Genomic DNA, 14,088 nt, shown 5'->3' with positions numbered 1-14,088 from the left:
TTTGAATTTAAAGAGTTAGTTTAGCTCCAAATTTTCTACTCAAGTTTAAGCTTAGCTCCAAAATTTCTACTCAGGTTTAAAATTTAAAGAACCAGCCAGCCTAGCCCCCAAAAAATTTCTACTTCGGATTATTTATACTTATCACCATATTTTTCTCATCAAGATATAGCTTTGCGGCCTCTTTGATGTCGTCATTTGTGAGCGCTTTGACCGCATCTATATACTCATCAGCCGTGTAAAGTGGCGTGTTAAAAATTTTATTTGAGATGATGAGATTTTGCCAAAACTCAGGCTTTTCATAATCTTTCTTTATAGAAATTTCACTTTGCGCCTTAAAATCCTCCAAATGTTTTGGCAAGAGCGCGCCACTGCGCTTGATGCTAGCTATTATCTCCTTTATCTCGGCGATGATCTTGTCCGTGTTTGCAGGGTCGCAAGTAAAGCCGATCACCACCTTTGAGTGCTCATACGGATAGCGAGCGAGCTTGGCGTTTAGGCTAAAGCCGTATGTTTGCCCCTTCTCCTCTCTTATCTTTTCTCGAAGCGCTGTTTTTAAGACCGAGCTTAGCGCCCTTAGCTTGACCACTTCTTTGAAGCTATATTTTGTATCTAAATTTATTATATCCACGCTCACATCGCTTCTTTTTGTGCTTTGATACTCTCTTTTAAATGTGTGCTCTCCCTTGATGCTTCGCACGCCGTCATCTTTAAAATTTTCAGCCTCACCAAGCTTTGGCAAGGTGGCGATATACTTTTTAACAAGTGGCAAAAGCCTCTCCTCGTCGGTGTCGCCGATGATTACGAAGGTGTATGAGGCTGCGTTTGTAAATTTATCTTTGATGACCTTTTTTAGCTCATTTAGCTTTAGCGCATCGATCTGAGCCATCTCAATGGGTGCTACACGCTTGTTGTTTTCGTAAAAAAACTTGCTAAATTCGGTGCTAAATTTATATTCAGGCAAATTTTGCTCTTTAGCTAGCTCATCTTTTGCTCTTTGTTTTATCCTCTCAAGCACGTTTGCATAGGCTCTTGGTGAGCTAAACTCTAAATTTATAACAGCTAGCAGCGAGCTAAGATCACCACTGCTTGAAGAGCCGTAAAAGCCCTGCGTAAGCGCCTCTATGCTCTTTTCGTAGCTTACTATCTTGTCGTTTAGCACCTTTGAAAGCTCGTAGTTGTTAAATTTGCCAACACCACTTTCATTTGTGAGCGCAACCGCAAAACCGCCAAGCTTAGGATCAGCTAGATCTGAAGTGCCGCCCTTGCTAATGGCTGCAAACAAGATGCTATCTTTTTTGGTAGCTAGTGGCTTAAAGATGACTTGCGAGCCATTTGGCAGCTTATAAGTGTAGATGCCATGCTTTTGGTCAAATTCGCTAGAAAGGATATCTTTTGGCTCTAAATTTTCATTGCCAAGGCTCTTATTTAGGCTCTGGTTAGCTAAATTTGTATCGTAAGGTTTTGCCTCATCCTTTAGCTTCAAAAAGGCATCTTTGCTAAGCTTAAAGCCATCTTTACCAAAGACCCTCACGCGCTCATCAGGTATGGCTAAAATTTGCCTAAATCTAGCATTTACCTCTTCAAGCGTGATCTCGTTTAAGAGCTTTAGGCTAAGGTTTTTGCTATCTTCATCGCTTAGCACAAAGCCGCCATTTTCGATCATGTTTAAAATTTCACCTGCATAAACACTTGATTTTTTAGTTTTTGAGCGTTTAAATTTAGCCTCCACGTTTGCCACAAACGCCTTTTTCACATCGCTAAAGTCGCCTTTATTAAAGCCAAATTTCTCAATACCCTTTAAAACGCTTAACATATCTTTAAGGCTAGCGTTAAAATCATCCCCGATCACATTTGCCTCAAAACTATAAATTTTTTGCTTTGCTTGAAGCGTTTGCACCATAAAATCAACGCTTAAATTTGATGAATTATTTGCATTTTTTTGCTCATAAAGCATATTTATAAGGCTTGCTATTAGCGCATCTTTTAAATTTCGCTTCATGTCAGCCTCGTCTGAGACTGGCTTAAATTTATCAAAAAAGCTAAGTCTTACAAACTGGGCCGCCGTCTCGTTTGCGTCGTAGTTAAAGACATTTAGCCCATCTTTAAAAGCGATGCTTTTGTCTGGATGAGCGTAAGAGTTGCTATTTTTTGCTGCGCTAAAGCTTTTTTTTATCAGAGTTTTTATCTCGTTTTTATCAAAGTCGCCAACTGCCACAAAGCTCATAAATCTTGGCTGATAAAGCCTCTCGTAAAACTCTTGCATGTGCTTAGCATCCACGCTTTTTATCACGTTCATATCGCCTATTGGCACTCTTTTTTGATAGATGCTACCTGCAAAGATGTCCTTGCTTTGGGCAAGATAGAGCCTATAAGCTGGCGTGTTTCGCTGGCGCTCCTCCTCCATGACGACGCCACGCTCCTTATCAAGCTCGCCTGCATCGATCTTTACGCCATCGATCCAGTTTGAAAAGACCTTGAAAACATCCTTTAAATTTTTCTCATTTACATTTATACTTAGCGTGTAGCTCGTCTGATCGTAGCTGGTTTGCGCGTTTAGATCAGCGCCAAATTTGACCCCAAGGCTCTCAAGCTGTTTAATGAGCTCATTTTTGCTAAAGTCGCGGCTGCCATTAAACGCCATGTGCTCCAAAAAGTGCGCAAGCCCCTGCTCGCCCTCTCTCTCATCGGTCGAGCCTGAGTTTACGACTAGGTAAAAGATGGCTGTATTTTGTGGGAGTTTATTCTCTTTTATATAGTATTTAAGCCCGTTTTCAAGCTCGCCACTTAGCATATCTTTGTCATTTTGCAAGGCAAAGAGGCTAAGCGCTAGGCATAAAAGTAGCAGAATTTTTCTCATAATCCGTCCTTTAAATTTCTATGTAAAAGCGGATTTTAGTATAAATTTTAAAATGCAAGATAAAGCTAGCCTGCTAAAATTGCAGGCTAGTTGGGAGGTGTTATTTTAGTTCGTATTTTTTAAGCAGTGCGTCGTAACTGCCGTCTTTTTTCATCTCCTCTAAAATTTGATTTATCTTAGCGATAAGCTCACTCTGCTTATTTTTATCAAAAGCGATTGAAAAGCCCTCGCTGCCATCAACCTCTTTGAAAAATGCCTCTACTTCAGGGTTTTTCTTGATAAAGCCATAGCCGATCGAGCTATCAAGGATAACCGCGTCAAATTTGCCAACTTTTAGCCCCATGATGAGCGGCACAGTATCTTCTGAAGGCACTACTTTTGCACCATTTATCGCATTTGCAGCTAGCTCTTGAATGGTGCCTTGTTGCACGCCTACTTTTTTGCCAGCTAGCTCCTCTTTAGCTTTTAAAGCGTCGTTACCTTTTTTCTTTAGGTAGATGTTTTCAGTTAGATAGTATGGCTTTGTAAAATCAATCGACTTTAGTCTATCAGGAGTCGCACTCATCGCACTTATGATGCCATTTATCTTTCCAGCTTTAAGCGCTGGGATGAGGCCATCGAAGCTCATATTTACTATCTTATATGAAAAGCCAGCACGCTTTGAAATTTCATCTATCAAGTCGATATCAAAGCCTGTTATTTTGTTGTTTTCATCGATGTATTCAAATGGCGGGTAGTTTGCCGCTGTACCAAATTTTAGCTCGTTTGCACAAAGAGCAACAAAAGCTGTCAGTAAAAGAGCAAAGATCTTTTTCATGTCTATCCTTTAAGGTGATTTAATGCCCTAATTATCGGCATTTATCTATTAAAATTTGTTTAAATTTAGCGTAATGACAGAAATTTACATAAGCTTGTAAAGTGTATAAACAAATACGCTAAAAGAGGTCAGGCAAATTTTAAAATTCCTTTTGCTCACACGAATTGGCTACTAAAATTTATCTTCACCTATCGCTTAGCTCAAATTTTAGAGCCGAAATTACTCGTTTATGAAATTTTAAAATTTGCTTGAAGTTTCTTGAGTGTTAAATTTAAGATTTAGAATTTAAAAATATTAAACCCCAACCCAGCCTAAACCAGGTTGGAGTTTATTAAATTCAGTAGTTTGCCTTAAACAAATTTAAGTTTGTTTATTAAGAAGTTAAAACCTCTTCTTCCTAACCTCTTCAACTATAGCTTTAGCCATCTCATCTACTTCTGATGTTACTTCGTTTGCTTGGTTAGCAATTACTACGTTTTCTTTTGTTAGATTATCTATTTGAGCAACTGATTGATTTATCATATTTATGCCTTCACTTTGCTCTTTGATTGATTCACTCATCTCATTTATTGATTGAGCTAATACATTTGTATTTGCTTCTATCTCACCTAGAGATTTTTGAGTTCTCTCAGCTAGCTTTCTTACTTCATCAGCAACAACGGCAAATCCTCTACCATGTTCTCCTGCACGTGCAGCTTCAATTGCAGCATTAAGAGCTAGAAGGTTTGTTTGATCTGCTATATCTCTAATGATAGTTATGATGTTTTTAATTTCATCTGATTGTCTTATAACATCAGCTGTCTTTTGAGAGATGGCATTCATTGAGCTAGACATTTGTTCAACTGCAGCAGCACTTTCTTGTAAGCTATTTGCTTGAGTGTTTGCTGAGCTTGCTACTTTAGAAACTGAGCTTGCTAGAAGTTTAGCTTTTTCTTCTAGTACTTGAGCTTGGTTTAGATTGTCATTTAGCATTTTAGATATTTCTATGCCTAGAGAGTTTATACCACTTGCTATCTTACCATCATCATCAAGTCTTTTTGTAAAGTCTTGGTTTTTATAAGTGTTTAGTAGATCAAGTACATCTTTACCATTACTTGATATTGCATTTTTAAGAGCAAGTTGTAGATCTTTAAATGTGCTTTTTAGTTGATTTAGAGCTGGGTTATTAGTATCAGCTTCTAGGCTTGCTTCATAGTTGCCATCTTTTATCTCATTTACAAAGGTGTTGGCTTTTTGGATGAAGATACTTTGATCTTTCATGCCATCTTCAATGGCCTTTGTATTTTTGTTTATTAGCTCTGCCATTTGGCCAAATTCATCTTTAGATGTTATCTCTATAGGCTGGGCTTTGTTTGTCTTGTGATTTAGTAGATCAAAGAAAGATAGCAGGCCTGTTTTTAGTTTGAGGATGATTTTTAGGAGGTAAGAAGATAGGTAAAGTGAAAGCAATAGTCCTAAAATAAGCACCACTACAAGTACTCCGACAGATGCATAAGCAAGTGAGTTTAGATCCTCTAAAAGCTCATCTTTGTCAAGCTCGCCGATAAGATACCAGCCCATACTTTTGATATATTTTGAGCCGATCAATAAATTTCTGCCATCTTTATCTAGCGAAATGTAGCTGCCATTTTCGTTGATTAGCTTTTTAAGGTTTGCATCGCCAACTAAATCTTTTAGATTGCCGCTTGCATCTTTACCGATCTTGATGTCGCCTTTTTCATCGACCAGTAGAAATTTACCGCCACGACCTATCTTTTGTGACTGGACAAAATTTACTATCTCACTTAAATTTACGCCAGTCGCTGCGATACCATAAAATTTATCATCTTTTTGAACTTTATAGTTTATATACATCATTATCTTGCCACTGCCATCTTCGGCCTTGTTGATGTCGATTAGGCTTAGGCTGCTGCCATCTTTTAAGGCGTAGTACCATTTGTCATTTTCTGGGTTAATGACCTTTAAAATTTTATCTTCGACGTAGTAGTTTAGGGTTCTATCTGAGCCAAACATTATCGTATCTAGCTTTAAATTTTTAGCAAGAGTTTGAAAATAGTCAAACAAGACCTTTCTGCCGTGCTCGTCCTCGCCGTTTTTAACCCAGTCTATTAAAAAGCTATTTTGAGTTATTTGATAAGAAGCGTCAATTATCTTATCGATGTAAGATTCTATTTTATAACCAACCTCATTGACAGCAAGTGGGAATTCTTTACTTTCGACCCTGTCGGTATATAAATTTTTAGCCATGTTATAGGTCACAAGACCAACCACACTAACACAAACCAAAAGCATGACACTTAGCACAAGTGCCGTTCTCATCCTGAGTGACTTCATTATATTCTCCTTAAATTAAACGAGTAATTCTACAATATTTACTTTATATTTTCTTAAAATTTAAAAATTAGAAATTTGTGAGATTTTTTGCAAGAAGCATCTTGCCTCTTGCAAATTTATATTAGGATTTATTTTTTAAGGCCGTATTTAGCGAGCATTTTGTCAAATTCGCCAGATTTTTGTAGCTCTTCGATCGCAGCATCTATCTTTTTGATAAGATCAGTATGTTTGCCCTTATCAAATGCCATCGCAAAGCCCTCTGTACCGTCAGGAAGTCTTAAAAACTCTTCTAAGTCTGGATTTTGTTTCAAAAACTCAACACCTATTGGGCTATCGGTTAGCACAACATCGATTTTGCCGGCATTTAGTGACATTATAGCTGCCGCTACATTTTCAGCTGGGATTGACTGAGTTGTGATATTTTTAGCTGCCTCTTCTTGAAGCGTGCCAACTTGAGCTGAAATTTTCTTATCTTTAAGGTTATCTTTATTTACATCTGAGCCTTTTTTGCGGATAAATAAATTCTCTGAAAAATAATATGGCTTAGTAAAATCAACAGACTTTCTTCTCTCATCAGTCGCACTCATGCCGCTTATCGCGATATCGATCTTACCTGTTTTTAAAGCAGGTATTAGCCCATCAAAACTCATATTTGCCACGTCAAATTTGATCCCAGTTTTTTTAGTGATCTCATTTAGAAGATCGATCTCAAAGCCAACGATTTGATTTTTATCATCAAGATACTCAAATGGAGGATAATCAGCACTTGATCCAACTTTATAAACTACCTCTTTGCTAGCTTCTGGCGCAGTTGCAGCTGTTTTTTTGCCACTATCATCACCACAACCTATAAAAAACATAACTAACCCTAACGCTAAAACTTTTAATAAATTTTTCATTTTACTCCTTTATTAGTGGTTTAAAATTTTGCCTAAAAACTCTCGCAGACGCTCGTGCTGCGGATTTGTAAAGACATTTTTTGGCGTGTCATCAACTGCTATCTTGCCTTTGTCCATAAAGAAAATTCTATTTGCCACGTTTCTTGCAAAGCCCATTTCGTGGGTCACCACAAGCATCGTTATGCCCTTTGCTGCGACATCTTTCATGATATCAAGCACCTCGCCGATCATTTCAGGATCTAGCGCACTTGTTGGCTCGTCAAATAGTATCACCTCTGGCTCCATAGCTAAGCTTCTAGCGATGGCGATACGCTGCTTTTGACCACCTGAGAGCTTGTGCGGATAGGCAAATTTCTTATCGCTTAGCCCAACGCTCTTTAGCAGCTCATCTGCCCTCCTCTCAGCACTCTCTTTGTCTAAGATCCCAGCTTTTATCGGAGCTAGAGTTAAATTTTGCAAGACGTTTTTGTTTGCAAAAAGGTTAAAGTGCTGAAAGACCATGCTCACTTTTTGGCGAATTTTATTTATGTCTGATTTTTTATTGAGGATATCTTCGCCATTTATCTTGATATGCCCGCTATCTGGCTCTTCAAGGCGGTTTATGCAGCGCAAAAATGTACTTTTTCCACCACCACTTGGACCAATTATCGCTATAACTTCGCCTTTTTTGATATCTACACTGATGTCATTTAAAACACGTAAATCGCCATAGCTTTTGTTTAAATTTTTAATCTCAATCATGGCGATTTAATCTCCTCTCAAGTAGTTTCACCAAAAGGGTGAAAAATTTAACACTCACATAATATACAATGCCCGTAAAAATGACTGGCTCTGGGCTGTAAAAGACCGCTTGAAGGCTCTTGCTTTGCATCGTAATATCAACGACGCTTATGTAGCCAACGACTGAGGTCTCTTTAAAAAGCGATATAAACTCATTAGCAAGCGCTGGCAAGATATTTTTAGTAGCTTGTGGAAAGACTATCTCACGCATCGAAACGTAGTAGTTTAGCCCCATCGCCCTAGCTGCCTCCATCTGACCTTTATCGACGCTATTTATGCCACTTCTTACGATCTCAGCGACGTATGCTGAGCTATTTAAGCCAAGTGCGATCACAGCTACATAGAAGTTATCGCTCCAAGTGGCAAAAATCACCACAGAAAATATTAGAAGTTGAAGTATTACAGGCGTTCCACGCAAGATATCGATATACTCGTCTATGACGAAATTTAAAACCTTGATATCTAAAAATTTAATAAAAGCTAAAATAAATCCAAGTGTTATACCTATAGCGATACCGCCTATCGTAAGGCCAAGTGTTACTCCGTAACTTTTGATATATGCGATCTCTTGCGCCTCGCTGAGATCTCTTGGATAGAAAAAATATGTTCCAAGTGAGACAATTATTATAAAAAATAGAAATTTGGCTAAATTTTGAGCGTTCAACTTCGTCCTTTCTTTAAAATGTAGCCTTAAATGATACGAAAAAAAATATATCATTTTGCTTAAAAATTTTTAAGGAATGAGCCCGCTCATTGAAATTTAAATATTTTTGTAATAACATAACCGTTTTATTTTATTTGAAAGGAATTTTATGAGCTTTGGGTCTTATTTAGCCATCGCCATCTATTTTGGTTTCTTGCTCTTCATCGGACGATATTTCTACGATAAAAATGCAAGTATGAACGAATATCTGCTAGATAACCGTCAAATGGGTCCAGTCGTCACCGCACTTAGTGCTGGCGCTTCTGATATGAGTGGTTGGATGCTACTTGGCGTGCCCGGGGCCTTATACGCAACTGGCGTAGCAAATGTCTGGATGATAGCTGGTCTTATCGTGGGAGCTTACTGCAACTACCTATTTCTAGCAAAAAGGCTTAGGGTCTATACTGAGGTCGCAAGCGACAGCATCACGATACCTGATTTTTTAGAAAACCGCTTTAAAGATAGGACTAAAATTTTAAGGATAGTATCTGGCCTTATCATTTTGATATTTTTCACGCTTTACGTAAGTAGCGGCATCATCGCTGGTGGCAAGACTTTTGAGAGCTTTTTTGGCTTAAAATTTGCATACGGAGCGGTCTTTACACTCATAATCGTGGTTTTTTACACATTTTTTGGTGGATTTAAAGCCGTTAGCATAACTGACGCATTTCAGGGTCTTTTGATGTTTTGTGTCCTAGTCTCGATCCCAGTCGTGGCATATCTAAATTTAGACCTGCCAAGCGATACAAATTTGATAAAAGAGATAAGCAGGCTTGATGCAAATCACCTAAATCCATTTAGAGATCAGACTTTCTGGGGCATTTTGGGCCTTCTAGCTTGGGGCTTTGGCTACTTTGGACAGCCACATATCATAGTTAGATTTATGGCGATACGTAACTCAAAAGAGCTTGCAAAGGCAAGAAGGATAGGCATTGGCTGGATGACGATCGGCCTACTAGGTGCAATTATGAGCGGACTTATCGGCTTTGTCTATTTTAGCCAAAGAGGCGGACTTAGTGATCCTGAGACCGTGTTTTTAAAGCTTGGTGAGCTACTTTTTCCACCATTTTTTATAGGTATCATCATCTCAGCCGTGCTTTCAGCGATCATGAGTACCATCTCAAGCCAGCTCTTAGTCACTTCAAGCTCGGTCACAAAGGACTTCATCTTTGCCTTTTATAAAAAAGAGGTGAGCCAAAGCACGCAAACAGCAATCAGCCGCTATGCAGTCGTGGTCGTAGCGCTAATTGCCACAGTGCTTGCCTTTATCTCTACAGATAACGTTCTAAACGTTGTTGGCAACGCTTGGGCTGGATTTGGCGCGAGCTTTGGACCAGTGCTTCTTTTTAGCCTTTACTGGAAACGCATGAGCGCACTTGGAGCGCTTGCTGGCATGATAGCTGGCGGTGCGACTGTGATATTTTGGATAACATCAGGGCTAAATGCCTATGTTTATGAAATTTTACCTGGCATTTTAACCTCAAGCCTAGCCATCATCATGGTCAGCATCTGGGGCGACGCGATAAATAAAATGACTAGTGAGCCACACGAACAAGTGATAAAAGATGAATTTGAAAAGATGAAGACAAGGCTTTAGGTCTTAAATTTACAAGAAATTCCTAGTGCTGGCTGGGAATTTCTAAAATTTATTTTACCGTATTTATTAGATAATCATTTAAATTTTAAGATCGAAAAATTTAAATCATAAAGCACTCTCGTTAATCATATAAATTTACAAAATAAAAATTTGTGGTGTTTTTTATTTCTCTCTTGTATGCAACAACACTGCAACTTCTAAATTTGCACTTTAACTATTCTAAAATTTAACTATTCATATTTATTTTTCTTCCATCTTATATGCCACAATCCATCTTGCAGTTTCTAAGTCTTAAGGGTCGTGGATTGTACTCTTTTTAGTGTCTTTTTTCATATCTTCATCAGTAAGAGCAAAATCAAAAACTTCTATTTTGTTTCACGCGCTCCTTCTTTACAGATTTTGGGACAACGATGACATTTCTTTGGATTAGCCATCTTAGCATAACCTGCCCTGTAGATTTATTATATTTTTCCCTATTTCTTTTAGTATATCTACATTAAAAACATCATTATTCCCCTCTGTGTATGAGAAGTCCAAGCCATAGACTCTTTGTCTTGCTCAAACTGCGCTTCACCCTCTATGACCCAAGTTAGACTATCTACAGTGATCTAGCTCCTCTCTTTCGTCAAATGCGTATATATCGACGCTTGCGTTTTTATTTTGAAAGAGCCTTTTGCTAACAACGCTTTTTTCAACTATATTTGTGTCGGCGTTTAGATTGTAAATTTTACTCATTTTGTTCATTTCGTAAATTTACGCGTCATTGTAGCTAAAATTTTTGGGCGATTTATTGATAAGGATTATCTCTTGTTGGTAAATTAGAGCTACTTTTTCAAATTTACGCAAGCCAAGAAAAACGTTTTTTCGGTACATCTTTAACCTGCGCCAACCAAGCCTTTTGCTCAGTCTCGTAGCTATCCATAATCACTCTAAACATCAACCGCTCAAAAGTTTTTATGCCGCAAACATTAAAAACGCAGCTTTTTTAAATTTTCTCCAGCAAGCCACTAAAAACCTCGTTTTTTCTAGCTTCCTGAGTGCTAGATGCATTAAAAACTACAGCGATTGCGATATTTAAGAGCCCTACCGGAAACTCACCACTTCTATCACCCTATGCGAAATCACAGGCAGCGCCCCTGCCTAAACACTCAGTCAATCCAGCCTTTGAGGCTGGTGAGTGGCTCGCCCACACTAGTTTGGATGGACAATTGGGTTTTTGATGTCTTCTGGTACGCTTTTAGTAGCTCGTCATCGCTTTTATCGCTTACGAGTTCGGCACCAATAATATCCGGATTAAATTTCTTCTTGTACAGATCATAAAAAATTTAACCTCATAGTCGTTATTTTACATGATTTCTACCACAACATTCGCGATGGCTGAGTTTAAGCTCTTTTCATAAGGATACGCTAGGATGATGCAGATTTGTTTCATTATTTGTTTTTTTTCGTACTACTATTAAATTTCTAACTTTCTTATAATTTCTCTAGAGAATTTTGCATATTGACTTGATGTATATGGAAAATTATCTTTTGAAAAATCGAAATCTAACTTATTTAAAAGCTCATCATAAAATTTAAAATCTTTAATTCCATATTTATCAATAAGTGCAAGATAGCTCATAATAAACCCATTTATAGATGTTACAGATAATATCTTAGATTTAGGATCATTCCATTCACTATTGAAATGTTTTCTTATTACCTTAAAATATATTGAGATTTTTCTACACAAAATTCTTTTATATTTATTCAAGGTTGCATCATCCATTTTTAGTGCCTCTTTATCGCCATCCCAGTGAAAGAATAGATTTTTTTCTACCATCCTTGGGATCTAAAGTTATTAAATAACGCAACGCAAATTTTAATTATTGACGCAATTTTAATTTTATTTTCATCCAATAATGACATTTCAAATTTATTTTTGAAAAATACTTTTTATTTAGGAGATCAATGATTGACCTAGATAAAACCAAAAAATCCGAAATAGGATCTTTTAACCATTTGAATATGTAGTAATACATCTTGAGATACTGGTTTGGAATTAGAATTAATATCTAAAAAAATATTTCACTCTGTATCTTTATTTTTGAGTATCTGACATACCTTTTTGGAAAAAAATAAGACCCGTAACTAATAAGTGTAACTCTTTTCTTAACTGTGATATTTTAGACTCATCACTATCTGTTTCCAAACCTTCATAATGAGCATAAATACGATGTTGTCCATCGATAATACATATACTATTCATACAATTTGGGATAAGCATAGTGCATACATCAAGCTTATTAATTTCATCAATATTAATAGGTGTATTATCTCTTTTAAAGGAAATATCTTCAGGCAAAGCTACAATAATATTATTATAAAAAGCTTCTTTATTTGTTACTAAAAATTTTCTTATGCTGTTAATTCTTTTATCCTGAATTAGACGTTGATAAAGCAAAGAAGAATCTTCCCAGTTATCTTTTCTTAAGACATAGGAGTTTTTTATTAAAGTCTCTGCAGACATCATGAAGGATACTATTCTTACATTGTCTTTAATGCCGGTAAACGACTTTGGAGTAATTATTGTAGTTTTTATTTCTTTCTGGCTACTTTCTGTAGTAACAATACCTATGTCATCATCATTTAATCCTAAGAATCTAAAAATTTCATATCTGGCCGACCTTTTTATACATTTTGACATTTTAGATAAATACATTAAAGCATTATGGTCAACAAATTTTATCAATGGATATAATTTATAATCATCATCACTAAAATCAAGTTTTTCTTGAGGAAAATACAAAAACTTGATTTTATATCTATCTAATGAATATTGTTTAATAAATGAACCTTGAAAATTATCATATAGCCATTGGCAAAACTCTGCTGTATTGTTATTGATTTCTACAAATCCCTCATGCTTTTTTCTAACATGATCTTTAATTTTATCTGTTTTTGTTGCTGTATCTTCACAAATCAAAATTATATTCTCATAAATAAATATAAAATCTAATTCTACAGTCCTATGTCCTACTTTAAAGTGTTTATTTAGTGTATTTAAATATTCAAAACCAGCCATAATAAAAGTATTTTTTATACTATTCCTAAAAATTCTAGACAATATTGCTTTTTTTATCTCTTCCGGAGATTTTTTTGATTTTCTAATACTTTTAGGCATTTATACTTGTCCTTCTCTAATTTTACGGAATCCTTCTGGTAACATCGCAACCGAACTATTTAAGTCAGGCTCCATAACTGGTACATCCTTTCTGACTTTTATAACCCCATCAATAGCTTCCTGAATACGCGTTTTGGCAATATTAAAGTATTCTTTTTGTATCTCTGCTCCCACAAAGCATCTCTGCTCTAGTATGGATGCTACACCTGATGTTCCAGAACCCATAAACGGGTCCAAAACTATTCCATTGATGGGCGTTAATGCTTTAATTAGCCTCTGTGGGATAGCAATTGGAAATTGACATGGGTGCTTTGTTTTTTCTATATGGTTGGCCTTAACATTTGGTATATCCCACACATCCGATGGGTTCTTACCCAAGGGGTTACCGCTAAATTCCCCTTTATTCCCTCCTTTATATGAACGTTTGCCTGGGTATTTTTGTGGTATACGTACATTGTCTAAATTAAAATTATATTCTTTGCCTTTTGTAAACCATAGTATTGTTTCATGTCTTCCGCTAAAACGTTTTGAACTATTTAGACCATGTCCAAAAGTCCAAATAATTCTATTTCTTAAAACAAGTGGGATTTTATGCTTTAAACTACTTTCATAAAACACCTGATACACATAGTAGTCTAAAGGAAATATCTCTGCCTTGTTAACATGATATCCCACCTGCCAACATAAACTACCACCAACTTTTAAAACCCTATAAATATCATTAAATATTTTTGATTGTTGCTCCTTAAAACTAATAATATCATCATGAATATTTTCATACTCTTTGCCCATGCAATATGGGGGTGATGTAATAATTAAATCACAAAAATTGTCTGGAATTGCCTTTAATAATTCCAGACAATCTCCATTAAAAATAGTTACTCTATTGTCTATTGCAAATTTTTCGTTTACTTCCATTTTGTATACCGATGTAAATT

11 protein-coding genes and 1 pseudogene are annotated in these 14,088 nt (G+C 36.5%); 1 reads left to right on the top strand and 11 read right to left on the bottom strand.

The window, feature by feature from the left end:
* Nucleotides 1–118: 118 nt before the first annotated feature.
* From CVT00_RS02860 to CVT00_RS02835, 7 genes and pseudogenes are all read right to left on the bottom strand, one after another.
* Nucleotides 119–2,857 (bottom strand): M16 family metallopeptidase, encoded by a 2,739-nt coding sequence (locus tag CVT00_RS02860; protein WP_107915899.1) that lies wholly within the window; start codon nucleotides 2,855–2,857, stop codon nucleotides 119–121.
* 100 nt (nucleotides 2,858–2,957) lie between these two features.
* Nucleotides 2,958–3,674 carry a basic amino acid ABC transporter substrate-binding protein gene (locus tag CVT00_RS02855; RefSeq protein WP_107915901.1) on the bottom strand — a complete coding sequence of 239 codons (717 nt, stop codon included), beginning with the start codon at nucleotides 3,672–3,674 and terminating at the stop codon, nucleotides 2,958–2,960.
* 381 nt (nucleotides 3,675–4,055) lie between these two features.
* Complete coding sequence (locus tag CVT00_RS10435) at nucleotides 4,056–4,646, bottom strand: methyl-accepting chemotaxis protein (protein ID WP_232527126.1); 591 nt, start codon at nucleotides 4,644–4,646, stop codon at nucleotides 4,056–4,058.
* A 579-nt stretch (nucleotides 4,647–5,225) separates the two neighbouring features.
* Nucleotides 5,226–5,921, bottom strand: a pseudogene (locus CVT00_RS10430) (cache domain-containing protein); the annotation flags it as partial.
* 215 nt (nucleotides 5,922–6,136) lie between these two features.
* Complete coding sequence (locus CVT00_RS02845) at nucleotides 6,137–6,907, bottom strand: basic amino acid ABC transporter substrate-binding protein (RefSeq protein ID WP_107916075.1); 771 nt, start codon at nucleotides 6,905–6,907, stop codon at nucleotides 6,137–6,139.
* A gap of 12 nt (nucleotides 6,908–6,919) precedes the next feature.
* Nucleotides 6,920–7,648 (bottom strand): amino acid ABC transporter ATP-binding protein, encoded by a 729-nt coding sequence (locus CVT00_RS02840; protein WP_009294566.1) that lies wholly within the window; start codon nucleotides 7,646–7,648, stop codon nucleotides 6,920–6,922.
* Nucleotides 7,641–8,351 carry an amino acid ABC transporter permease gene (locus CVT00_RS02835; RefSeq protein ID WP_012140157.1) on the bottom strand — a complete coding sequence of 237 codons (711 nt, stop codon included), beginning with the start codon at nucleotides 8,349–8,351 and terminating at the stop codon, nucleotides 7,641–7,643. Before CVT00_RS02835 ends, CVT00_RS02840 begins: the two co-directional genes overlap by 8 nt.
* A gap of 148 nt (nucleotides 8,352–8,499) precedes the next feature.
* Between CVT00_RS02835 and putP the strand changes: the two genes are divergently transcribed.
* Entirely contained in the window at nucleotides 8,500–9,987 is a 1,488-nt protein-coding gene (gene putP / locus CVT00_RS02830; protein ID WP_103558565.1) for a sodium/proline symporter PutP, read from the top strand.
* A 594-nt stretch (nucleotides 9,988–10,581) separates the two neighbouring features.
* Here putP and CVT00_RS02825 read toward each other — a convergent pair.
* From CVT00_RS02825 to CVT00_RS02810, 4 genes are all read right to left on the bottom strand, one after another.
* Nucleotides 10,582–10,722 (bottom strand): hypothetical protein, encoded by a 141-nt coding sequence (locus tag CVT00_RS02825; RefSeq protein ID WP_430516355.1) that lies wholly within the window; start codon nucleotides 10,720–10,722, stop codon nucleotides 10,582–10,584.
* Nucleotides 10,723–11,443: 721 nt separating this feature from the next.
* Nucleotides 11,444–11,755, bottom strand: a complete 312-nt coding sequence (locus CVT00_RS02820; protein WP_196376885.1) for a hypothetical protein — start codon at nucleotides 11,753–11,755, stop codon at nucleotides 11,444–11,446.
* Nucleotides 11,756–12,067: 312 nt separating this feature from the next.
* Nucleotides 12,068–13,150, bottom strand: coding sequence for a DGQHR domain-containing protein (locus tag CVT00_RS02815; protein ID WP_196376884.1), 1,083 nt, complete (start codon nucleotides 13,148–13,150; stop codon nucleotides 12,068–12,070).
* Entirely contained in the window at nucleotides 13,151–14,068 is a 918-nt protein-coding gene (locus CVT00_RS02810; protein ID WP_103558567.1) for a DNA-methyltransferase, read from the bottom strand. It lies immediately after the preceding gene.
* Nucleotides 14,069–14,088 lie beyond the last annotated feature (20 nt).

This window comes from Campylobacter concisus (genome assembly GCF_003048675.2).
GTDB classification, from domain to species: Bacteria; Campylobacterota; Campylobacteria; order Campylobacterales; family Campylobacteraceae; genus Campylobacter_A; species Campylobacter_A concisus_F.
The sequence above is the reverse complement of the archived record's forward strand: the minus strand, read 5'-3'. Positions and strand labels throughout refer to the sequence as shown.

Coding starts and splice junctions, on each gene's coding strand:
- CVT00_RS02860 (WP_107915899.1), bottom strand. CDS start 2,857: ATGAGAAAAATTCTGCTACTTTTATGCCTAGCGCTTAGCCTCTTTGCC.
- CVT00_RS02855 (WP_107915901.1), bottom strand. CDS start 3,674: ATGAAAAAGATCTTTGCTCTTTTACTGACAGCTTTTGTTGCTCTTTGT.
- CVT00_RS10435 (WP_232527126.1), bottom strand. CDS start 4,646: ATGCTAAATGACAATCTAAACCAAGCTCAAGTACTAGAAGAAAAAGCT.
- CVT00_RS02845 (WP_107916075.1), bottom strand. CDS start 6,907: ATGAAAAATTTATTAAAAGTTTTAGCGTTAGGGTTAGTTATGTTTTTT.
- CVT00_RS02840 (WP_009294566.1), bottom strand. CDS start 7,648: ATGATTGAGATTAAAAATTTAAACAAAAGCTATGGCGATTTACGTGTT.
- putP (WP_103558565.1), top strand. CDS start 8,500: ATGAGCTTTGGGTCTTATTTAGCCATCGCCATCTATTTTGGTTTCTTG.
- CVT00_RS02825 (WP_430516355.1), bottom strand. CDS start 10,722: ATGAGTAAAATTTACAATCTAAACGCCGACACAAATATAGTTGAAAAA.
- CVT00_RS02820 (WP_196376885.1), bottom strand. CDS start 11,755: ATGGATGATGCAACCTTGAATAAATATAAAAGAATTTTGTGTAGAAAA.
- CVT00_RS02815 (WP_196376884.1), bottom strand. CDS start 13,150: ATGCCTAAAAGTATTAGAAAATCAAAAAAATCTCCGGAAGAGATAAAA.
- CVT00_RS02810 (WP_103558567.1), bottom strand. CDS start 14,068: ATGGAAGTAAACGAAAAATTTGCAATAGACAATAGAGTAACTATTTTT.